The sequence below is a fragment of the Arsenicicoccus sp. UBA2120 genome (assembly GCF_002330965.1).
Lineage (GTDB): Bacteria > Actinomycetota > Actinomycetes > Actinomycetales > Dermatophilaceae > Arsenicicoccus > Arsenicicoccus bolidensis.
The window spans coordinates 1-21,449 of record NZ_DCYC01000082.1; the positions used below are offsets into that span (position 1 = coordinate 1).

General features: G+C 71.7%; 22 protein-coding genes. 11 read left to right on the forward strand and 11 right to left on the reverse strand.

What is annotated here, in order from left to right:
* Positions 1-79: 79 nt before the first annotated feature.
* Positions 80-1,378 (reverse strand): MFS transporter, encoded by a 1,299-nt coding sequence (locus B2P18_RS13780; protein WP_286958854.1) that lies wholly within the window; start codon positions 1,376-1,378, stop codon positions 80-82.
* Positions 1,379-1,574: 196 nt separating this feature from the next.
* On the opposite strand from B2P18_RS13780, the gene B2P18_RS13785 reads away from it, so the two are divergent.
* The 4 genes from B2P18_RS13785 (at position 1,575) to B2P18_RS13800 (ending at position 4,586) form a co-directional block, all read left to right on the forward strand.
* The gene (locus tag B2P18_RS13785; RefSeq protein ID WP_019287496.1) at positions 1,575-2,351 is read left to right on the forward strand and encodes a histidine phosphatase family protein; all 777 of its coding nucleotides are present in this window, start codon (positions 1,575-1,577) and stop codon (positions 2,349-2,351) included.
* Positions 2,348-3,241 carry an NAD(P)H-hydrate dehydratase gene (locus tag B2P18_RS13790; RefSeq protein WP_286961208.1) on the forward strand — a complete coding sequence of 298 codons (894 nt, stop codon included), beginning with the start codon at positions 2,348-2,350 and terminating at the stop codon, positions 3,239-3,241. Before B2P18_RS13785 ends, B2P18_RS13790 begins: the two co-directional genes overlap by 4 nt.
* Positions 3,238-3,966, forward strand: coding sequence for a DUF72 domain-containing protein (locus B2P18_RS13795; protein ID WP_286961210.1), 729 nt, complete (start codon positions 3,238-3,240; stop codon positions 3,964-3,966). The genes B2P18_RS13790 and B2P18_RS13795 overlap by 4 nt, the downstream gene beginning before the upstream one ends.
* A gap of 68 nt (positions 3,967-4,034) precedes the next feature.
* Positions 4,035-4,586: a GNAT family N-acetyltransferase gene (locus tag B2P18_RS13800; protein ID WP_239266241.1), complete on the forward strand. Its 552-nt coding sequence runs from the start codon at positions 4,035-4,037 to the stop codon at positions 4,584-4,586.
* Between the two features lie 144 nt (positions 4,587-4,730).
* On the opposite strand, the gene B2P18_RS13805 is transcribed toward B2P18_RS13800, so the two are convergent.
* Positions 4,731-4,907, reverse strand: a complete 177-nt coding sequence (locus B2P18_RS13805; RefSeq protein WP_019287500.1) for a hypothetical protein — start codon at positions 4,905-4,907, stop codon at positions 4,731-4,733.
* A 75-nt stretch (positions 4,908-4,982) separates the two neighbouring features.
* On the opposite strand from B2P18_RS13805, the gene B2P18_RS13810 reads away from it, so the two are divergent.
* Positions 4,983-6,188 (forward strand): helix-turn-helix domain-containing protein, encoded by a 1,206-nt coding sequence (locus B2P18_RS13810; RefSeq protein ID WP_239266239.1) that lies wholly within the window; start codon positions 4,983-4,985, stop codon positions 6,186-6,188.
* Between the two features lie 508 nt (positions 6,189-6,696).
* Here the strand turns inward: B2P18_RS13810 and B2P18_RS13815 are convergent.
* On the reverse strand, positions 6,697-6,996 hold the full coding sequence (locus B2P18_RS13815; protein ID WP_019287507.1) for a hypothetical protein: 300 nt from the start codon (positions 6,994-6,996) through the stop codon (positions 6,697-6,699).
* A 70-nt stretch (positions 6,997-7,066) separates the two neighbouring features.
* Here B2P18_RS13815 and B2P18_RS13820 point away from each other — a divergent pair, with 70 nt between their 5' ends.
* The 3 genes from B2P18_RS13820 to B2P18_RS13830 are packed head-to-tail and all read left to right on the forward strand — an operon-like array spanning position 7,067 to position 9,295.
* Positions 7,067-7,384, forward strand: a complete 318-nt coding sequence (locus B2P18_RS13820) for a hypothetical protein (protein WP_239266235.1) — start codon at positions 7,067-7,069, stop codon at positions 7,382-7,384.
* A gap of 33 nt (positions 7,385-7,417) precedes the next feature.
* Complete coding sequence (locus tag B2P18_RS13825; RefSeq protein ID WP_239266232.1) at positions 7,418-8,368, forward strand: hypothetical protein; 951 nt, start codon at positions 7,418-7,420, stop codon at positions 8,366-8,368.
* A gap of 36 nt (positions 8,369-8,404) precedes the next feature.
* Positions 8,405-9,295 (forward strand): glycosyltransferase family 2 protein, encoded by an 891-nt coding sequence (locus B2P18_RS13830; RefSeq protein ID WP_286958860.1) that lies wholly within the window; start codon positions 8,405-8,407, stop codon positions 9,293-9,295.
* 182 nt (positions 9,296-9,477) lie between these two features.
* Here the strand turns inward: B2P18_RS13830 and B2P18_RS13835 are convergent, their stop codons facing one another.
* The 5 genes from B2P18_RS13835 to B2P18_RS13860 all read right to left on the reverse strand — a co-directional run bounded on the left by B2P18_RS13835 (position 9,478) and on the right by B2P18_RS13860 (position 14,601).
* Positions 9,478-10,608 carry an NAD(P)/FAD-dependent oxidoreductase gene (locus tag B2P18_RS13835; protein ID WP_286958861.1) on the reverse strand — a complete coding sequence of 377 codons (1,131 nt, stop codon included), beginning with the start codon at positions 10,606-10,608 and terminating at the stop codon, positions 9,478-9,480.
* A 141-nt stretch (positions 10,609-10,749) separates the two neighbouring features.
* Positions 10,750-11,052: a putative quinol monooxygenase gene (locus B2P18_RS13840; protein WP_286958862.1), complete on the reverse strand. Its 303-nt coding sequence runs from the start codon at positions 11,050-11,052 to the stop codon at positions 10,750-10,752.
* Positions 11,049-11,618: a type 1 glutamine amidotransferase domain-containing protein gene (locus tag B2P18_RS13845; protein WP_154592201.1), complete on the reverse strand. Its 570-nt coding sequence runs from the start codon at positions 11,616-11,618 to the stop codon at positions 11,049-11,051. The genes B2P18_RS13840 and B2P18_RS13845 overlap by 4 nt, the downstream gene beginning before the upstream one ends.
* Position 11,619: 1 nt before the next feature.
* Complete coding sequence (locus B2P18_RS13850) at positions 11,620-12,786, reverse strand: glutathione-independent formaldehyde dehydrogenase (protein WP_286961218.1); 1,167 nt, start codon at positions 12,784-12,786, stop codon at positions 11,620-11,622.
* Between the two features lie 318 nt (positions 12,787-13,104).
* On the reverse strand, positions 13,105-14,601 hold the full coding sequence (locus tag B2P18_RS13860; protein ID WP_239266222.1) for an NAD-dependent succinate-semialdehyde dehydrogenase: 1,497 nt from the start codon (positions 14,599-14,601) through the stop codon (positions 13,105-13,107).
* A 196-nt stretch (positions 14,602-14,797) separates the two neighbouring features.
* On the opposite strand from B2P18_RS13860, the gene B2P18_RS13865 reads away from it, so the two are divergent.
* Positions 14,798-14,965, forward strand: coding sequence for a hypothetical protein (locus tag B2P18_RS13865; protein WP_286958865.1), 168 nt, complete (start codon positions 14,798-14,800; stop codon positions 14,963-14,965).
* A gap of 259 nt (positions 14,966-15,224) precedes the next feature.
* Here the strand turns inward: B2P18_RS13865 and B2P18_RS13870 are convergent, their stop codons facing one another.
* Positions 15,225-16,598: a dicarboxylate/amino acid:cation symporter gene (locus B2P18_RS13870; protein WP_286958866.1), complete on the reverse strand. Its 1,374-nt coding sequence runs from the start codon at positions 16,596-16,598 to the stop codon at positions 15,225-15,227.
* 303 nt (positions 16,599-16,901) lie between these two features.
* On the opposite strand from B2P18_RS13870, the gene B2P18_RS13875 reads away from it, so the two are divergent.
* Both B2P18_RS13875 and B2P18_RS13880 read left to right on the forward strand, forming a co-directional pair.
* A complete protein-coding gene (locus tag B2P18_RS13875; protein WP_286958867.1) occupies positions 16,902-18,170 on the forward strand; it encodes a DUF2786 domain-containing protein in 1,269 nt (422 codons plus the stop codon).
* A 139-nt stretch (positions 18,171-18,309) separates the two neighbouring features.
* A complete protein-coding gene (locus B2P18_RS13880; RefSeq protein WP_286958868.1) occupies positions 18,310-20,022 on the forward strand; it encodes a phytoene desaturase family protein in 1,713 nt (570 codons plus the stop codon).
* 119 nt (positions 20,023-20,141) lie between these two features.
* Here B2P18_RS13880 and B2P18_RS13885 read toward each other — a convergent pair whose 3' ends face one another.
* Positions 20,142-20,591, reverse strand: a complete 450-nt coding sequence (locus tag B2P18_RS13885; RefSeq protein ID WP_019284435.1) for an SRPBCC family protein — start codon at positions 20,589-20,591, stop codon at positions 20,142-20,144.
* Positions 20,592-20,682: 91 nt separating this feature from the next.
* Entirely contained in the window at positions 20,683-21,339 is a 657-nt protein-coding gene (locus tag B2P18_RS13890) for a TenA family protein (protein WP_286961223.1), read from the reverse strand.
* Positions 21,340-21,449 lie beyond the last annotated feature (110 nt).

Consider the following 21,449-nt stretch of genomic DNA (forward strand, 5'->3'; position numbering starts at 1 on the left):
AACACCACCCATGACGGTGGCCAACTCCACCCGTTGGCGCGCACCAGGCGTCGGGTGCGGCATACGGCCAGGACCGGCGTCAGTGGCTGAGGTCCTTGGCGCGCGTCTCCGGCAGCGTGAGCACGGTCGCGGCCGAGATCAGCAGCGCCACGATCGCGTACGTCGCGAACGCCCAGCGCCACTCGACCGCCGCCGCGAGCCAGTTCTGCACGTAGGGGGCGGTGCCGCCGAACAGCGCGATGCAGATGGCGTACGGCACACCCACGCCGGTGGCCCGCACGTCGGTGGGGAACATCTCGGCATACACCGCCGGCGCGATGGCGAGATAGCCGGCGAGCAGGATCAGCATCACCGAGATCGCCAGCGCGAGCTGCCACATGGTGTGGCCGATGAGCGCGGTCATGGGGATGTAGAGGACCGCCGACCCGAGCAGCGCTATCAGGATGGGGATCTTGCGGCCGATGCGGTCGGACACGAGACCCCACACGGGCAGCGCGAGGATAAAGACGGTGTTGCCGATGATCGAGGCCCAGAAGGCGTCGGTCTTGTCGAACTTCAGCACCTTGATGGCGTAGGCCGGGGTGCTGACGGACCACACGTAGTAGGTGATAGTCAGGCCCATGGTCATGCCGATGACCTGCAGCGCCTGGCGCTTGTGACGCCACACGCCGGCGAGGACGTTCTCGCGGGGGGCGCCCTCGCCGCCCACCTCCTCTTCGAAGATGGCGGACTCCTCGAGCCGGGTGCGCATCCACAGCGCGAACAGCCCGAGCACGGCCCCGAGCGCGAACGGCACGCGCCAGCCCCACGCGTCCATCTGCGCGTCGCTGAGCGTCGTCTCGAGGATCAGGCCGAGGAACATGCCGATCAGCAGGCCGACGGTGCCGGAGACGTAGATCGAGGACGCCCAGAACCCGCGCCGCTCGCGGGGTGCCTCCTCCGCGAGGTAGGTCTGTGCCGAGGGCAGCTCGCCGCCGTGCGCCAGGCCCTGCAGCAACCTCGCCACGAGCAGGATCACCGAGGCCCACACCCCGACGGCGTCATACGTCGGCGCGACGGCGATGAGCAGCGAGCCGCCCGAGGCGAGCATGACGGCGACCATCAGGGAGTGCTTGCGCCCGATGCGGTCGGCGAGCCAGCCGAAGACGTAGCCGCCGAAGGGCCGGGCCACGAACCCGACCGCGAAGATCGCGAGGGTGGACAGGAACGCGGAGGCGGGGTCCGCCTTGGAGAACAGCTGCGCCGCGATGTAGGTCGCGAAGGTGGCGTAGACGTTCCAGTCGTACCACTCGAGCGCATTGCCGACGCCGGTCCCGAGCAGCGTCTTGCTCCGGCTCGGGGCGGGCCGTGCATGGGCGGTGGTGGCGGGTGTGCTCACGGTGGTGTCCTTCGTGGTGGGGAGAGCGGCCGTATGCCGGATGCTCCCCCCATCCCACCCTCCCGTCTGCCGAACGGTCACGCCAGGACGGGGGAACGTCGTCGAAAAGTGACCGGCCTGTGCGGGGTTCGGGTCTGGCGGTGCGGCATACGGGGTAGCCGGAGAGGAGCGCCGGACCAACCCGCAGGAGGCAATCGTGCCCGAGCAGACCGACTCCATCGCCGCCGGACGGCGGACCGCACCCCGACGGCTCGTGCTCGTCCGCCACGGCCAGAGCCTCGGCAACGTGGCGGACGCCGAGGCCCGCAAGGCCGGTCACGGCAGGCTGGCGCTCGACTACCGCGACGCCGACACCCCGCTGTCGGACCTGGGCACCGAGCAGGCCACCGCCCTCGGGGCCCACCTGGCGCGGTTGCCCGAGGCCCACCGCCCCGAGGTGATCCTGTCCTCGCCGTACGCGCGGGCGCGGGGTACGGCCGAGACGGCCCTGCGGGAGGCGGGGCTGGACCACTCGCTGGTCCTCGACGAGCGGCTGCGCGAGCGTGACCTGGGGATCTTCGACGGGCTCACCGGCGACGGCATCCGGGCGGAGTACCCCGAGGAGGCCGAGCGCCGCACCAAGGTCGGCAAGTTCTACTACCGGCCCCCGGGCGGCGAGTCCTGGTGCGACGTGGCCCTGCGCGTCCGCAGCGTCCTCGCCGACATCCGCCAGGAGTACGCCGACGAGCACGTCTGGATCTTCAGCCACCAGGCCGTGATCATGAGCTTCCGCCTCGTCCTGGAGGGCCTCGACGAGGAGGGCATCATCACGATCGACAACGAGACGCCGCTGCCCAACTGCTCCATGACGTCCTACGACCGGGCCGAGGACGGCTCGCTCGCGCTCGACACCTATGCCGAGACCGCCGCGCTCGAGGACGCCGGCACGCAGACCACGCGTGAGGAGCCGGTCGCCAAGGACGCGGACCGGTGAGCCGGCAGCCCGAGGTCGTCTCGTCCGGACTGCTGCGCGGCTGGGAGCTGCCCGGCCACGGCGGCGACAAGGAGAGCAACGGCCGCGTCCTCGTCGTGGGCGGCAACGTCCGCATGCCCGGCGGGGTCGTCCTCGCCGCGGAGGCCGCCCTGCGCGCCGGCGCGGGCAAGCTCCAGATCGCCACGGTCGAGCCGCTGGCGGTGCCGATGGGGATGGCCATCCCCGAGGCCTACGTCGCGGGTCTGGCCGCCGACGACGACGGCAACCTCGCCCCCGGGACCGCCGACGAGATCGTCGAGCTTGCCGAGGGCTGCGCCGCGGTCCTGCTGGGCCCCGGGATCATGTCCCCCGACGCGGCGGTCGCGCTGCTCGAGCGCGTCGTGCCGCGCCTCGACGTGTCGGTCGTCATCGACGCGCTCGGCATGGCCTATCTCACCGAGCACGCCGACGGGGTGAAGCACCTGGACGGGCGAGTCATCCTGTCCCCCAACGCCGGAGAGCTCGCCCAGACGCTCGACGAGGACGAGGACGCCGTGTCGGAGGATCCGCTCGGCGCCGCGCTGCGGCTCAGCCGCCGTGCCGGTGCCGTGGTCGTGTCGGGCGCGTCCACGACCTACGTCACGACCCCCGGCACGCGCGCCACCGCCGACCTGTGGGCGGTCCAGACCGGCGGTCAGGGCATGGCCGTCAGCGGCTCCGGCGACGTCAAGGCCGGCATGCTGGTCGGGCTGCTCGGGCGTGGCGCGGAGCCCGCCCAGGCCGGGGTGTGGGGCGCCTATGTGCACGGCCGCGCGGGCGAGCGCCTGGTCGCGGTGCACGGACGGCGCGGCTTCCTCGCCCGCGAGCTGCTTGCCGAGATCCCACGGGCGCTGGCCGAGCTCGACGGGTGAGCGTCCTCCTCGGGACCTCGGGCTGGAGCTATGCCCACTGGGACGGCGTCCTCTACCCGCCCGGCATGCGTCCCGCGGACCGGCTCGCCTGCTACGTCGCGGAGCTCGCGACCGTGGAGCTCAACGCGAGCCACTACCGCTGGCCCCGGGACGCGAGCTTCGCGAGCTGGCGGCGGCGGTTGCCCGAGGGCTTCGTCATGACGGTCAAGGCGCCGCGCGGCCTGACCCACGCCAAGCGCCTCTACGCCCCCGAGCGGTGGTCCGAGATCATCGCCCGCGGCCTCCACGAGCTGCGGGGACGCCGGGGACCGCTCCTGCTGCAGCTGCCGCCCACGATGGCGCGCGACGACGCGCGCCTGGCCTACGCGCTCGACGCCCTGCCGCCCTGGATCGAGGTCGCCGTGGAGCTGCGGCACGAGTCCTGGCACCGCGAGGAGGTGTTCGCGCTGCTCGAGCGGCACTGTGCCGCCTACGTGGTCATGTCCGGGGCGCACCTGCCCTGCGTCCTGCGCGCGACGTCGCCGCTGGTCTACGTGCGGTGGCACGGCCCCAGCCACGACCACCTGTATGCCGGCAGCTACGGCGACGCCGACCTCGACTGGTGGGCCGACCGCATCCGCGAGTGGCAGGGCGCGGGGCACCGCGTGCTCGGCTACTTCAACAACGACGGGCACGGCCACGCGGTGCACGACGTCCGCCGGCTGCGCGCCCGCCTCGGCGTGTGACCCCAGCCCCGCCGACCGTCAGCTGCCAACTCCCCTCTATTGCTGCTGAGTTGCATTATCGTGTGGGGATGGCCATCGACATCCACCGCGCGACGACGCCGCAGGACCTGGCCGGCGCGCGCGAGCTCATCCTGACCAGCCTGCACGACGACCAGGGCTACGGCTTCCAGCCCCAGTGGCACTGGGACCTCGACCACCTGACCGAGGTGTATGTCGACAACCCCCGGCAGGCGATGGTCGTCGCCGTCGACGAGGGCACCGTGGTCGGCACCTGTGCCGCGGGGATCGGCGGCTCCGCCAGCCCGCCGCACCCCGCCTGGCTCGCCGATCACTACGCCGACCGGGCGAACGTGGTGCAGCTGGTGCGCCTGGTCACCGACCCCCGCCTGCGCCGCAAGGGCCTCGGCCGCCGCCTCGTCGACGCCACCATCGCGTTCGTCCGCGCCGAGGGCGGGTATCGCGTCATCTACCTCCACACCAACGCCAAGATCCCTGGCGCGCTCGAGTTCTGGCGCGGTGCAGGCCTGGTCGAGACCTATGACGCCCGCGGCGACGAGGGGGACGATCGTTTCGAGACGGTCCACTTCGAGCTGCCCCTGCACGCGACCGTGCCCGCCTGATCGCGAGTCGGCGACCGGCGGCACGACATACGGCCCCCTCCCTCGCACGACCAAGGCCCCCGCAGGACTCCGAGGAGTCGAGCGGGGGCCTTGATCACCCGGTCGGGCGCGTCCGAGCCAGGAAAGCGGCCCTGACCAGGGAGATCAGCTAGCGTCGAGCACGGTCGGCCAGCTGCCACCGACGGTGGGGTCCTGGCTGGTGGGCCAGCTGCCGCCCACCGTGGGGTCCTGGCTCGTGGGCCAGCTGCCACCGACGGTGGGGACCAGAGCGAAGGCTGCGAGGGTGAGAACGGCGATGGCGCGAGTGGCCTTGGCAATCATGATGGGAATCTCCTACTGGCGGGGGGATGCGGCAAGCGGTACGTTACTCGCATTGTCAACAGTTGGGAATAGGTCATGAGCGACGAGAACGGTTTCGGAGTAGCGCTGCGCGCGGCGAGGGTCGCGGCCGGCCTGTCCCAGTCGGAGCTGGGGGAGCCGGAGTTCTCCCGCAGCTACATCTCCCTCGTGGAGTCAGGGCACCGGGCGCCGAGCCGCGAGATCGTCGAGCACGTCGCCGGCAGGCTCGGCCTCTCGGTCGAGCACGTCCGCGCCTGGGCTCTCGCCTCCGGCAAGCGCGGCGACGCCCGCGCCGCGGTCCTGCAGACCGAGGCGCTCAGCGTGCTCACGACCCATACCTTCGAGGGTGCCATCAAGGCCGCATCCGACCTGCGCGACTTCGCCCTCGAGGCCGACCGCCTGGACCTCTGGTGGACCGCCGCGCTGATGGACCTCACGCTGCGCATCGAGAACGACTTCGCCGACCAGGTCGTCGAGCAGGCCCGAGCCCTCGTCGACCACTGGTTCACGCAGCAGTCCACGATCCTGCAGGGCCGGGTGCGCACGGTCCTGTCGGTCGCCCTGCGCGTGACCGGCGACCTGGAGGGGTCCGTCACCGAGGCCCGGGCCGCCGTCATGGCCTTCCGCACCACCCCCACCTGGCGCTCGACCGGCGTCGCCGCCCTCACCGCGCTCGTGTCGGCGCTCGGGCAGCAGCACCGCTACAGCGACGCGATCAGCTGGGCGCCGGACCTCGCCCGCGGCGCTGCGGACGCCCCCAACCGGCTCGAGGCCGGCAACGCCTACTGGGCCCTGGCCAACCTCGCCCTCTCGACCGGAGACCCCCAGGCGGGACTCAGCTACTACGACCAGGCCATCGCGGCCATCGACCCGGACGGCCACCTGCGCCGGTGGGGTCGGGTACACCGCGCCGCCGCGGACTTCCGGCTGAAGGCGGACGTCGACCTCGACGCCGTGCCGGGGCTGCTCGCCAAGGCGGCGACGGCGTTCTCGCTCAGCTCGGCCCGCAGCGACCAGGTCGAGCTGGACCTGGTGCAGGGCAAGTACGCCTGCGCCACCGGCGACTGGGCGCAGGGGCGTGCCCACATGGAGCGGGTGCTCGAGGACGGGCACCTGCTCGCCGCCTCCGACCTGGCCGACGCCCACCACCACCTCGGCACGGCGCTGGGTGAGCTCGGCGACCACCGCGGGGCGGCCGAGCACCTGCAGGAGTCGGTGCGCCTGCTCCTGACGCTGACGTCCACCAACGCCGGCCCCGCCTGAGCCACCGCGCACCGTCACCACCTGTCGTTGCGCATTCACACTGAGTTGCCGAGTTAACACTTTGTGTCGACGCACGCCCCCTCGCGTCATTGGTCACCACTGACGTTTGTGAACGATCCAAACGGGTCCCCAGACGCCATTGGTGACCAATGGTGTGCGGTGGGAGGGAGGACGGGACCCCCACGGCGCCGGCGCGGTCGAGCTGGTCGACGGACGCCTGCAGGACCCGCTGCGGCCCCGGTCGACGCGATCAGGGTGAGGGCGGTGCCGGCCATGATCGTCCGGCGGGCGGTGCTGCTGCTCATGACGTCTCCTTGGGTGGTCGGTGTGCCTCCACCCTCGCCGGAACGTCGTGACCCGCGCCTCCCCCGCAAGGATGAGATCGCGGACGCCCGGTCCACCCTCCCAGAGGAGGGGGTGACCGGGCGTCACAGGGGCCCGACGGAGCGCGTCGGAACGGGCAGCGCGTCAGCCCACACGTCACTCAGCCCCCAGGCCGACCCGGAGGTCAGCCGGCGTTGATCCCCTGGGTCAGGCCCTCGGCGTTGCCCTCCTCGTCGGACTCGCCGGGGGTCTCGGGGTCGCCCGAGGTGGGCTCGGGCACCTGCTCGGTGGGCTGCTGGCCGGCCGGCTCGCCCCCCTCGTAGCCACCCTGGTCGTCCACACCCGTGTCCTGGTCCGCGTCCGGGTAGGCCGGGCGCTCGGCCGCGCTCTGGCCCGCGCCGGTCGGGTCGACGTCGTGGAAGGGCCCCTGGTCGGGCTGCGTGGTCTGGTCCGTCACGTGCGGGTTCTGGTCGTTGTCGCTCATGCGCCTGGGCATACCCCACCGCGTCGGGGGTCACCCGCTGCGGCCGGGGCGCGCGGCATACGGTGGGGGCATGGATCTCAAGCCTGCCTCCGACGTCTCCACCGCACCGCTCACCGTCCTCGGCCTGGCCGGCGGCTTCGCGCTCGCCCGCGAGACCGGCATCCGCCCGCTCGGCGGCGTGCTGCTCGGCGCCTGCGGCCTCCTCGCGGGGCGCACCTGGCTCGCGCGGACCGACCCGGGGACGACCTCCGTGCTGGCCGTGACCTACCTCGGCGGGTTCGTGGGGTCGCACCGGCTGGCCAAGAGCATCGGCGCCTGGCCTGCCGTCGGTGTCGTGACGGCGGCCTCGGCGGCCGCCTCCTGGGCCCTCTGCGACGCCCGGGACTGAGCCGTCGACCCACCCGCAGATGGAGGAGCCCGTATGCCGATCCCCACGCCCCTCAACGGCGCCGTCCTCGTGGTGTCTCCGCACCTGGACGACGCCGTCCTGTCCTGCGAGACGCTCATCGGCCGCGAGGCCCCGCTCGACGTCCTGACCGTCTGCACGGCCCGCCCCGCCCAGCCCATGGTCACCGAGTGGGACACACTGTCCGGTTTCCAAGACTCGGACGAGGCCATGGAGGTCCGGCTCGCCGAGGACGACGCCGCGCTCGCCGGGACGCCGCACCGTCGGCACCACCTCGGCCTGCTCGACCAGCAGTACCTCACCGCGGGCCGGACCCCCGAGGACGCCGCCACCCTCACCGCCTGGGTCGATGCCTGGCTGCGCGAGCACGAGGGCGGCCTGGTGCTCCTGCCGACCGCCACCGGGGTGCTGCCCGACCCGCCGCTGCCCCGCCGACCGTTGGGCGTGCGGGCGGCCCGCCGCCTGGCGCGGCTCGGGCTGCGGGCTGGGCGCAGCGGCATACGGCTGGTGCGCGAGGCCCTGTCCCGGGGGGAGGCCGAGGCGATGCCACCGGCCACCGGGGAGCACGCCGCGCCCGTCGGCGCCGGCGTCAACCCCGACCACCGCTGGGTGCGGGACACGCTCACCGACCACCTGACCGGCCGCCTGAGCGGCCGCCTAATCAGGTTCGGCTACTACGAGGACGTGCCCTACGGCTCGGCGCGGCCGGGGCAGGACGAGATAGACGGCCTGGTCGAGCGGCACGGGTTCCACGTCGAGGCGTATGCCGTGCCGGTCGACCGCGTCGTCAAGGCGCGCCGGATCGGTCGCTACGCGACGCAGGTGGAGCCGCTGCGCTTCGGCCCGCACGGACTCGACGAGCCAGAGGGGCTGCCCGAGCTGGAGCGCTACTGGCTGGCCCGTCCGTGGGAGGCCGCCCTGGGGATTCCAGGACAATTGCACCACGGCCATCACCCCCGGTCGTAGGCTTGAACCAGGGGGTGGTGTCCTGTGCCGATCGTGGTGGGCATTCCGACGTACCGACGCCCTGAGCTGCTCCGGGGGCTGCTGCTCGAGGTGACGAAGCAGGCCGAGGGCCATCCGGTCTCGGTGGTGGTCGCGGACAACGACTGCGACCCGGCCGTGGAGCGAGTGGCCGAGGAGGTCGGGCGCGGCACGACGGTCCCGATCACGGTGCGTCCCGTCCGTGAGCGAGGCATCTCGCAGGCGCGCAACGCCCTCGTCACGACCGCCTACGAGGTCGACCCGGATTGGGTGTACCTCGTGATGTATGACGATGACGGCCTCCCCGAGCCCGGCGCCCTCATGGCCCTGGTGGACTGCGCGCGACGCTACGACGCCGACTGCGCGAGCGGGCCCGTCGACATGGGCATCAACAAGTCCTACCCGACGCTCGTGCGGTCCTACCTGCTGGCCAGCTCGGTCCTGCGCCGCGAGGGCCTGGTCTCCTCCCTCGACGGTGGGCAGAACCTCCTGCTCTCTCGCCGGCTCGTCGATCGGATGCCGCGACCGTGGTTCGCCCCGCACCGTGGGCTGTCCGGCGGGGAGGACTTCGCGTTCTTCCTGCGGGCCCGGTCGCTCGGAGCACGGTTCGCGTGGTCGCCCGCCGCCGTCGTGAACGAGCCGCTCCCCCCGCACCGGTTGAGCAACCGGGGTGCGCTGCTGCGCGCGTTCGAGGAGAACGCCGCCAACGCCGACACCGAGGTCGAGTTCTTCGGCTACGGCCACACGTTGGCGACGCTGGGTCGCTCGCTCGTGTGGCCCTTCGTCAACGTGGCCGGCGCCGTGCACCACCGCGACCCCGAGCGGCTCGCCGGGGTCGCGGTGTCGCTGTGCGGTGTCGCCGGGCGGGCGGCGGGGCTGGCCGGCCATCGGCCCAGGCCCTATCTCTGACGAAGCGTCCGGGCCGCGAGGGCCGGATGACCAGACGTACCTACCGGGGGCGGGATCATCAGCCTGGCGAACTAACCCCGGTCGATGCCCCTACCCCCGGCGGGATCATCAGCCTGGCGAACTAATCACGGTCGATGCCCCTACCCCCGGCGGGATCATCAGCCTGGCGAACCGACCCTGGGCTAGCCCTGGGCCTCGCCGAGGCGCGCTTCGGGCGTGAGCTCGGCGGGGAGACCGCCGCCGGTCGCAGCCCGGGCAAGAGCGCGACCCAGCGCAGGTGCCTGCTTGAACAAGTTGTGACCGGCCACAAAAGAGACAGAGCCTGCCTCCCATACGGCCACGCCGTCCTCACTCCACGGGAGGTCGGTCACCCAGCAGTGAAGGAAGTCGCGCGGCTCTGGGTGGAGACCGGGCAGCGCCCGTGTCGCGTATTCGCGTGCGCGTTCGTCCAGCGATCGAATGGCCGCAGGGTCGATGAAAGTTCCGTCGTCGCGGACGCCGACGGTCTCGCTGAGTCCGACGGAGTAACTGCTGTTGCCCGGTAGCGGCGTCGCGTAGACGCCGACTTCGCCGAAGACGCCGCTGCTGTCCTGCAGGCACGCGACTCGTGCCGGGGCGGCGGCTTTCACGTCGAAGGTCAGCCGGACGTGTGCGGCAAGGCGAACCGGCAGCGACAGGCCGACGCTGCGTGCCAGCCGGGCGGTTTCGCGGCCGGCGCACACGACCACCTTGGAGTAGACAGCCCGGTCGGTGACGCTGCGCACCTCGACCGTCCCGTCGGCGCGGGGATCGATGGAGATGACCTCCCCGGTGGTGACCGCATCTGCGAGGGCACCCGTGAGTGCCGTGATCGCGGCGCGGGTGCGGATCGCGCCGCCCGACTCGTCGAGCACCGCTGGCCCCGAGTACCCAGCGAGCAGCGGCATTCGCTGGGCGACCTCGGCCGCGTCGATCTCGTGCGCCTTCACGCCGCCAACCTGATCGAGCACCCGCAGCCGCGCCAGGGCGCTGTCTCCGATCGCCAGGACACCGTCTGATGAGACCAGCTCGACGTCGAAGTGTTCGGCCCACTCATCCCATACGCCGCGGCTTTCGCGCGCGAAAGCGACGAGTCGCGGGTCGTCGTGGGCATGCCGGAAGATCCGCGACTCGCCTGCGGACTGACCCGTCCCGGGCAGACCAGCCTCGTACAAGCGCACCGGCACGCCCTGCTCCCGCAGCGCGTACGCCGTCGACAGACCGACGATCCCGCCCCCGATCACTGCTACCTCGGGTGAACGCGTCGTGGCAACGCCGTCGTCAGTTCCGGTCATCGCGGTTCCTCGATCTGTTGGTGATGAGCGATAGGCCGCAAGAGAAGGGGCCGCTGCCACGACGTCAGCGGGCTGTGCAAGCCCGAAGTCACCGCGCGCAGCGACCCCTCCTCTCTGGGCCAGTACTCCCGGTCTGTGGTGTCAGGCGGGGAGCTTGAAGCCCAGTACGTCGAGCTTCTCGATCGTCGGTTCGGAGAACAACGTGCCGGTCTGCTCGCCGAGAGCTACCGCAACAGGGCCGGACAGGTGGGCGTCACGTCCGGCGTCATCGGGGAACACGTCGAAGATCCCGAACGAGGTCGGCCCGAGGCGGATCGCGAACCACGCGGTGGTCGCCTGCTCGTCATCAACAAGCGCACGGCCGCTGTCAAGGAAATCCTTCACGTCGTCCTCCTTCCCGGGCAACGCGTCAAACCTGACCAGCAATCCCTTGGTCACACTCATGACTTCTCCTCTTCCTTTGTCGAGGTGCCTGCGAGCTGGGACACTATCGCCTCGGAGAACGCCGGCAGGTCCTCCGGCGAGCGGCTGGTGATGAGATTCTTGTCGACCACCACGTCCTGGTCGACGACGTCGGCGCCGGCGTTGCGCAGGTCGGTGCGAATGCTCGGGAACGACGTCAGGGTGCGACCGGCGGCCACGCCGGCCTCGATCAACGTCCACGGCCCGTGACAGATCGCCGCCACTGGCTTGCCGCTCTCGACGAAGTCGCGGACGAAGGAAACGGCGTCCTCGTCGACCCGGAGCTGGTCGGGGTTCACCGTGCCGCCGGGAAGCAGCAGGGCGTCGTAGTCGCCCACCGAGGCGTCGGCGACCAACCCGTCGACGGTGAACGTGCCCGCTTCATCCAGGTCGTTCTTACGGGCCTTGATCTCGCCGTCGTGGATCGAGAGGACCTCGGTCTGAGCGCCCGCGCGGTTCAGCGCTTCGCGGGGTTGCTCGAGCTCAACGCGTTCGACTCCGTCGGCGGCGAGGATCGCGACCCTCTTGCCTTGAAGATCTGCTGCCATATCAGCTTGCCTTCTTTCCGTCTGACATGCCGGGCTTGATGACGACCTTGGTCCAACCCTTGGACCTGGAGTCGAAGTTCCTATAGGCATCGGCAGCCTGGTCCAGCGAGATCTCGTGGGAGACGATCCAGGACGGCTTCGCCTTGCCGGCCGCGATGAGGTCTCGCAGCCGGCGGTTGTACATCTTGACGGGGGCCTGACCGTTGCCCATGGTCTGTCCCTTGAACCAGTGGGTGCCGAAGTCGATGGCTGCCTTGCCCTGCTTGGCCAATTCGCCCTTGGCCCCCGGGTCCTGGGGGACGAACACGCCGACGGTGCCGATCCCGCCGGTGAACCGGACCGAGTTGATGAGCATGTTCAAGGTGGCGGCCGGGTCTTCGTTGCCCTCAGGGTCGTGGGCCTGGTAGCCGACGCACTCGCAGCCGCGGTCGGCTCCGAGCCCCATGGTCTCGTCCAGCACAGCCTGCACGGGGTCGACCTTGGAGTCGTCGATGGCGATCGCGCCGATCTGCTCGGCCAGCGCGAGCCGGTCGGGGTGACGATCGACCACCATCACCTTTGCCGCGCCCTTGATCGTCGCGGACAGGGCGGCCATCAGTCCCACGGGGCCAGCCCCGGCGATCACGACGCTGTCGCCCGGGATCACGCCGGCCATCTCGGTGGCGTGGTAGCCGGTGGGGAAGATGTCGGAGAGCATGACGTAGTCGTTCTCCTTCTCCTCCGCGTCCTCACCCAGGCGCAGCGCGTTGTGGTCACCGAAAGGCACACGGAGCAGTTCTGCCTGCCCGCCGCCGTACGGGCCCATTTCCGCGAAGCCGTAGGCCGCACCGGCGGCCGACGGGTCAGGTTGCGTCGTCAGGCAGTAGTTCGTGAGGCCACGCTCGCAGTTCTTGCAGAACCCGCACGAGATGTTGAAGGGCAGCACGACCCGGTCGCCCACCTTGACCTTCTCCACGCCACTGCCGATCTCCACCACCTCTCCCATGTTTTCGTGACCGAACGTCCGACCTACCTCGAAGGAAGTCCGGCCCTCATACATGTGCAGGTCCGAGCCGCAGATGTTCGTCGTCGTCACCCTGACCAAGACATCGGTGGGTCGCTCGATCTTCGCGTCCGGGACATCCGTGACTGCGACATCGCGCGGTCCCTGATAGACCACAGCCTTCATGGTGGATCTCCAATCGTTGTGTGGTGACTTTCCAGACCCAACCTACCCTCGCCACCGAACGAGGGGGTCGTAGGCAGATCAGGGCGAACCCGGGGGCTAGCTAGCCGGAGGAAATGAGTCGCGCCCAATTTGCCCTCGGAGGGCACGTGAGCAGCTGCGGGGTGTAGAAGGACCACGCGTTGTAGCCGGTCAGGTAGAACAGGTTGGCGGGTCGGTGACCACGAGTGCGGCCAGCCCCTGGTGCGCCATACGGGCTCGGACCGCAGCGAGCCGTCCGTCGACTCCTCGGGGGTGAAGGTCATCGTCCCGCCCTCCTCGTCAGGTCCGGGGGGCGGCGAGGTACTTGACCTCGAGGAACTCCTCGATACCGAGCTTGCCGCCCTCGCGCCCCAGCCCCGACGCCTTGACGCCGCCGAAGGGCGCGGCGGGGTTGGACACGAGACCGGTGTTGAGGCCGACCATCCCGGTCTCGATGGCCTCACCGAGGCGGAAAGCCCGCTCTAGGCTCTCGGTGTAGACGTAGCCCATGAGCCCCCACGGGGTGGCGTTGGCGAGCTCGATCACCTCGTCGTCGGTGTCGTAGGGGATGAGCGGGGCAACGGGGCCGAAGATCTCCTGCTCCATGAGCGCCGAGCCGGGGTCGACGCCGGTGAGGACCGTCGGCGGGTAGAAGTAGCCGGCACCCTTGGGACGGTCGCCGCCGCACCGTACCTCGGCGCCGCGGTCCACGGCGTCGGTCACGAGCTCCACCACCTTGTCGAGGGCCTTGGGCTCGATGAGCGGACCCACCTGCACGCCCTCGGCCAGGCCGTCGCCGACCGACAGGGCGCCCATGCGCTCGGCCAGCTTGTCCGCGAGCGCGTCGTGCACGGAGCGGTGGACGAAGATCCGGTTGGCGGCCGTGCAGGCCTCACCCATGTTGCGCATCTTGGCGATCATCAGGCCGTCGACGGCCTTGTCGAGGTCGGCGTCCTCGCACACGATGAACGGCGCGTTGCCGCCGAGCTCCATCGAGGAGCGCATGACGTGCTGCGACGCCTGCTCGAGGAGCTTCACGCCGACGGCGGTCGAGCCGGTGAACGAGACCTTGCGGGCCAGACCGCTGCTCATCCACGGCTCGACGACCGAGCCGGCGTCGGAGGAGCACACGACGTTGAGGACCCCGGCGGGCAGGCCCGCCTCGACCAGGATGTCGACCAGGGCGAAGCTCGACAACGGCGTCAGGTGGGCGGGCTTGAAGACCATCGTGCAGCCGGCCGCGATGGCGGGGCCGATCTTGCGGGTGGCCATGGCGAGCGGGAAGTTCCACGGCGTGACCAGCACGCACGGGCCGATCGGCTGGCGGGACACGAAGATCCGGGTCAAGCCGTCGCCGGAGAGCATCATGTCTCCGCCGATGCGGACCGCCTCCTCCGAGAACCACCGCAAGAACTCCGCGGCGTAGGCGACCTCGCCCTTGGCCTCGGCGACGGGCTTGCCCATCTCGCTGGTCATGACCAGCGCCAGGTCGTCCTGCCGCTCCATGACGAGGTCGTAGGCGCGGCGCAGGATCTCGCTGCGCTCCCGCGGGGCGGTGCGACCCCAGTCGCGCTGGGCCGCGGCGGCCGCCTCGATGGCGCGGCGGGCGTCCTCGGGACCCCCGTCGGCGATGGTCGCGATGACCTGCTCGCTGGCGGGGTTGACGACGTCGTGGGTCTTGCCGGACGCCGCGTCGCCCCACTCACCGTCGATGAACAGGCCGGTGGGGACGTCGGCGACCACCTCCTGCGCCCGCTGGGACTCGGCGTCGGACGCGGTGACGAGCTGCACGGTCATCGGGGACCTCCTGAAGGGTGTCGTGCTCGGTGGTCGATCTGATCAGCGGTCGCTGCCCGCGGCCCCGGTGACCTCCTCGACGGCGGCCCGGAACCTGTCCAGCCCGAGATCGGTCTCCTCCATGGAGACGACGAGCGCGGGCATGACCCGGACCACGTTACCGAGCGGACCGCATGCACGTGAGGGTGAGCCGGCGGTGACGACTCGCGGCCTGCTGGACGGCCACGGCGGTCGCCGTGTCCGGGCGGCCGCCGGGCGTCGCGATCTCGACGCCCGGCATGAGCCCGAGGCCGCCGCGCACGTCACCGGCGAGCCGCTGGTCAACGTGGTCGACACCCGCACCGGCTTCCCCTGCCGGGGGTAAGGGCATCAGCCGGGCTTCGTCCCCCAGGCTGATGATCCCGCCGGGGGTAAGGGCATCAGCCGGCCCTCGTCCGCCGTGCGGCGGACCCGCCTCACCCTCCCCCACCCGTCTCACCCCGCAGCACGAGACCAGCCCGCCACTGCGAACCCCCCCATCCCACCGAAGACCCGCGCGAGCGCCCGGCCCCCGGATGGGGTGGGCGCTCGCCATACGGACTGTCAGTGCTGATGAGCCGCCGGACCGTTGCCCGGCTGCGCCGTCAGGCGTGGGCCAGCGCGGGCCGCGAGTCCATCGAGATGGGCTCGGCCCGGGCGAACTCGTCCTCGTCGAGGATGCCCTCGCGTCGCGCGACGATGATCTGCACGAGCACCTGGCCCGCGACGTTGACCGCCGTGCGCCCCATGTCGAGGATCGGGTCGATCGCGAGCAGGAGCCCGACGCCGGCGAGGGGCAGGCCCAGCGTGGACAGAGTGAGGGTCAGCATCACGATCGCGCCGGTCAGGCCGGCGGTCGCGGCCGAGCCGATGACCGACACCACGACGATGAGCAGGTAGTCCAGCGGGCCGAGGTCGACGCCGAAGAACTGCGCCACGAAGATCGCGGCGATCGCGGGGTAGATCGCGGCGCAGCCGTCCATCTTGGTCGTGGCCGCCAGAGGTGAGGCGAAGGCGGCATACTCGCGCGGCACACCCAGGGACTCGGTCACGCGCTGGGTGACGGGCAGGGTCCCGAGGGACGACCGGGAGACGAAGGCGAGCTGGATGGCCGGCCAGGCGCCGCGGAAGTAGCTGCGCGGGGAGAGGCCGTGGGCCAGGAGCAGCGCGGGATAGAGCACGAGCAGCACGATCAGCAGCCCGGCGTAGATCGCGAGCGCGAAGGTGCCGAGCTGGGTCAGCGAGGACCAGCCGTAGGTCGCGATCGCGCGGCCGATGAGGCCGACGGTGCCGATCGGGGCCAGCAGGATGACCCACCACAGGACCTTCTGCACGATGGCGAGCGCGGAGGCGTTGAAGGCCAGGAAGGGCTCGGCGGCCTTGCCGACCTTGAGCGCGGCGATGCCCACGACGAGGGCGATGACGACCAGCTGCAGCGCCTTGAAGCTGACGCTGGTGTCGACCGAGGCGAGCGCGCCGCCGGGGCCGGTCACGGGGTGGGAGCTGACCGACAGGCCCAGGAAGTTGCCGGGGACGAGCTGGTCGATGAAGTCGAGCCATCCGCCCTGCGTGCTGGGGGCCTTGGCGGCGCTCTCGCTCACGCTCGTGTTGCGGCCGGGCTGGATCACCAGGCCGAGGACGATCCCGATGATCACCGAGGCCAGAGCCGTGATCCCGAACCACAGGAGGGTCTTGCCGGCCAGGCGGGCGGCGTTGGCGACACCGCGCAGGTTGGCGATCGAGGCGATGATCGCCGTGAGGATCAGCGGCGGCACCAGGGCCTTGAGCAGGGTGACGAAGGTCGACCCGATCGTGTCGAGCACGACGGTGAGCCAGTTGTCGTCGCCGTTCGCGGTGGGGCCCATGGTCAGGGCGACCCAGCCGAGGGCGAGGCCCAGGACGAGGGCGATCAGGATCTGGATGCTGAAGGACGGGAGGCGGCGACGCTTCGTGGGCGTGGTGCTCGCTGTCGAGGACATGGGGACCTTCTCCGGCGCGGGGGTGGGGCAGACGTGGATAACGTCAGCAACAATCAACCATAACGTCAGATTATTCCCAGGGCGCGGTGAAGAGGGGTCTGTCAGACCCACGTGGTTGAGTAGGTGCTGTCAGGACTGGGGGCGACGAGCTGGACCGGCGAACGGTCCTGAGGTGTTCTGAGAGGTGTCATGGTGAGCAGGCAGAGACAGTCATGGTCGGCTGGGTCGACTGGGTCGACGGGGTCGAAAGGGTCGACGGGGTCGGATAGGTCGGGGTCGCGGGAGCGGTCCGACCGGGGAGAGGTGTCCGGGCAGGCGGACGAGCTGGCGCTGGCCGGGGTGCGAGGGCTGAGCGCAGGGTCCGTCTGGGACCTCGACGACGCGGTGGTCGACCTGATCACGCTCGCGCACACCACCGGCGGCCGGGCCGTGGTGGAGCAGACCCTCACGACGCGGTTGCGCGGGGTCCTCGAGGAGAGGTGGCGCAGCGGCTGGCAGCCGATGGACCTGCACCACCTGGTCCGACGGTCCGCGCTGCACGTGCGGGCCGAGCCCGAGACGGTCACGCGGGTCGTGGAGCTGCTGGGGGACGTGATGGCCGCGGACCTGGCGTCCTACCCGCGGGCCACGGTCGAGCAGCGCTGGCACGACCAGCTCGAGCTCGTCGAGGCCTCCGTCTGGTGGCCGGCGGCGGACTCGTGCGTGACGGCGCGGGTCGGGCGGTGGGGCAGCGAGGCGATCGCCTACGAGGTGGCGCTGCGGCTCGAGCACGTGCTCCGGTCGCTCCCCGCCATGCAGCAGCTCGGCGCCAGGCCGGGCGAGGCGACGACGCAGGCCTCGTCCACGCCGATCGACGTGGACGACAAGATCCTGGCGCGGGTGCGGCAGCTGCTGGCCAAGGCCGAGTCCACGCCCTACGAGGCCGAGGCCGAGACCTTCACCGCTGGGGCCCAGGCCCTCATGGCGCGACACAGCATCGACCACGCGGTGCTGGCCGCGAGCGCGTCGTCAGGCGGTGGCGGTGAGCGACCGGACGGGCGGCGGCTGTGGATGGAGACGCCCTACGTCCGGGAGAAGGTCATGCTGCTCGGAGCGGTCGCCGACGCCAACCGGTCGCGCAGCGTGTGGGCCAAGGAGGACGGCTACGTCACGCTGCTGGGCTTCCCCCACGACCTGGACGCCGTCGAGACCCTCTACACGTCCCTCCTCGTCCAGGCGACCCGCGCCATGCACGCCGAGGGCAAGCGGCTCGACCGGCGCGGCGGGTCCCGGACGCGGAGCTTCCGCCAGTCCTTCCTCGCAGCCTTCGGCGCGCGCATCGGCGAGCGCCTGGCCGAGGTGACCGCCGCCGAGACCGCCCAGGCCGCCGAGGAGATGTCGGCCGTGGGAGGTCGCGAGCTCGTGCCGGTCCTCCAGGAGCGCACCGAGGCCGTCGAGTCGTATGTCGAGGAGCTGTTCCCGCGGGTGCGTCACGTGTCGATGTCCTTCGGGCGCGACCGTGAGGGCTGGGACCGCGGCCGCCGCGCCGCCGACCAGGCCTCGCTCCAGTGGGGGCGGGCCGTGGGCAGCTGACGCGGGGGCCCGGGAGATCACCCAGCGCGAACGTCATGCCGGGTGTCGTGCCAGGGTTCGCGTCGGGCGTCGGCTCGTGTGTCGGGCCTGGGGCGTCGGATCAGGTGTCGATCGAGGCTGGGCGGGGCATGGGTCACGCATGGCCACGACCGACGCACCCAGGCCCAGCACCCGCACGCCGCAGCGCGACCCCGGGCCGGGGGCCCGGGCGTCGCAGTCGGCTTCGTCCCCGTTAGGGCACACCCGGGCCGTCGAGATCGTCGACGCGGTGATCGTCGGCGGTGGTCACCACGGGCTGGTGGCCGCCGCCACCCTCGCCGACGCCGGCTGGGCCGTGCTCCTGCTCGAGGCCCGTGACACCCTCGGTGGCGCCGTGTCGTCCCGCGACGTCGACGGCTGGGTGCTCGACGAGTTCAGCGCCTGCCACCCCCTCGGCGCGGCCTCGCCCGTGCTGCGCGAGCTGGACCTCACGGCCCACGGTCTGCAGTGGTCGCACGCCGAGCGCCCGGTCGTGCACGTGGCGTCCAGCGACGACAGCGTCGGCTCGACCATGGAGGGCGACGCCGAGGCGACCGCCGCGCTGCTGGACGCCGACCATCCCGGCGACGGAGACACCTGGCTGCGCCTGGTGCGGCAGTGGGACGCCATACGAGAGCCGCTGCTGGCGAGCCTCCTCACCCGCTGGCCGCCGGGCCGCTCCGTCGGGCCGCTGCTGGCGCGCATCGGAGCGACCCAGGTGCCGGACTTCGTGCGGTTCGCGCTGCTGCCCGTCGACCGGATGGGCGCCGAGCTCTTCGGCGGCGCCCGCGCCGGGCAGATCCTGAGCGGCAACGCGATGCACGCAGACATCCCCCCGGAGGCGCCCGGCAGCGGGTTGTTCGGCTGGATCATGTCCATGCTCGCGCAGGACGTGGGCTTCCCGTCGCCCCGTGGTGGCACGCAGCGACTGGCCGACGCGCTCGCCTCGCGAGCCCGTGCCGCCGGCGCGCGCCTCGAGACCGGTCAGCGCGTGGCTCGGATCGCCGTGGCCGCTGGGCGAGCGCACGGCGTCGAGACGGTCGACGGTCGGCGCATCCAGGCTCGACGCGCGGTCATCGCCGACACGAGCGCACCCGACCTCTACGACCGGCTCCTGCCGAGCGCCGCCGTCCCCGTGGGGCTCCGATCACGCCTGGACCGCTTCGAGTGGGACCTGCCGACGCTCAAGCTCAACTACCGGCTGTCGGCACCGATGCCCTGGATCGCCGAGCGCGCGCACGGCGCGGCGGTGGTGCACGCCGGCCAGGACCGGCAGGGTCTGGTCCGGTGGACCGCCGACCTCGGCTCAGGACGGGTGCCGCAGCGCCCGTTCGCCCTGGTCGGGCAGATGACGACGGTCGACCCGTCGCGCTCGCCCGAGGGCACCGAGGCGCTCTGGCTCTACACCCACCTGCCGCGGGGCATCACCGACGCCGCGTCGGCGGACCGGCTGACGGACGCGTCGGAGGGGATGTTCGACGACCTGGCCCCTGGCTGGCGCGACCACGTCATCGACCGGTGGGACCAGCGCCCCCACGACCTGCACGCGAGCAACGCCAACCTGGGCGACGGCGCGGTGGGGGGCGGCACGATGCAGCTGTTCCAGCAGGCGATCTGGCGTCCCGTCACCGGGCTCGGCGGGCCCCGCACGCACGTCGAGGGCCTCTACCTCGGCAGTGCGGCCACGCATCCCGGCGGGGGTGTGCACGGAGGCTGCGGCTACCTCGCCGCGCGGGCCGCCCTGCAGGACAACCGCTGGTGGGGCCGCCCGGTGCGCAGCCTGTCGCTGGCCGCCCTGCACCGCCTCTACGCCGACCCACCCACCATCCGCTGACCCACCTCAGGTAGGCACATCCGCCCGACCTAGCACCCCAGGCCGATGTGACCGCCTCAGGTAGGCACACTCGCCGGGCTTCGCACCGGAGGCTGATGGGCCTACCCCCGCTAGGTGCATCAGCTGCGGGGCTGGGTGCGGCGCTCCGCCAGCAGGGCCAGACGCAGCAGGGCCTCGTGGTTGCGGCGCGCGATGCCCGCCTGGCGGACGGCGTGCGGGACCAGTCGACCGGGGCCCCGCGACGCGTCCTCCCGCATGCTGATCAGCGTGCCGCCGTCCTGCGGCTCGAGCGTGATCTCGACGGTGGCCACCCCCATGACGGGACGAGCCTTGGCGCTCAGCACGATTCGCCGCCCGGTCTCGCACTCGCGGACCTCGGTCTCGTCGTTCAGCAGCGCGGGCCAGGACCCCACGGAGTGGTGCAGCCGTGCGCCGGCCGCGGGCCAGTCGGCCGACACCGCGCGCATCCGCGACGCCCCGACCACCCAGCACGGATAGGTCCACCCGTCGGCGATCACCGCCCACACCTGGTCGACGGTGGCGGTGGTGCTTCGCTGCTCGGTGTGCATCGGTCCTCCTGAGCCGGCCCACGGCCGGGAGCGGGTGTGCTGTGCCTCCAGCATGACCGAGCCGGCCCGGCCGAGGAGCCTTGCCAGGTGGTCAGCGGCCGTATGCCGCGTCGAAGAACGCCCGCTCGCACGCCACCGACCGCGTGAACGCCCGCTCGGCTGCGTCCTTGTCGCGTGGGTCGCTGGGCTCGTTGGCGTCCAGCTCGGCCTGCAACCACTCGACCCAGGCGCGGAAGTCCGGACCGCGGTGCAGGTCGACCCAGCCCACGTGCTCCGGACGGGTCGCGGCCATCCCGTCGCGGTCAGCGCGCTCGGCCCAGTCGAGATAGAGCTTCTCCGCGACCAGCAGGACCGCGAGGACCTGGGCGTAGGACCGGGACTCGATGGCGTCCCGCATCACCCGGTCGAAGTCCAGCGTGGCCTGGGTCAGCGTGGGCTCGAACCGCTCGGCCTCGGGCACGCCGAGGGCGTCGAAGGAGTCGATGAAGTAGGTGTCCTCGTCGCTGGCGAACATGCCGAGCTGCCGCGCGAACCGCAGCCGCGAGGTGAGGCCCGGCGCAGACGCGCACGCCTGCCCGAGCAGGGCGGTGAACGCGTCGCAGAACTGGTAGTCCTGCACCAGGTATTGCGCCAGGACGTCGTCGGCGACGGTCCCGGCGAGCAGCTCGTCGACGAAGCGGTGGCCCGTCGCGGCGGCCCAGTCGAGGTCGGTGGCGTGACGCATGCGCTGGCTCCAGGTGGCGGTCATGCTTCGACCGTATGCCGCGTCGGTGGTCGCCAACAGCCCACCCCGGCCCCCGCCGCCCCTGCGCACCCCGGCCCGGCCCGGCCCGGCCCGGCCCCACGAGATTTCCGGCC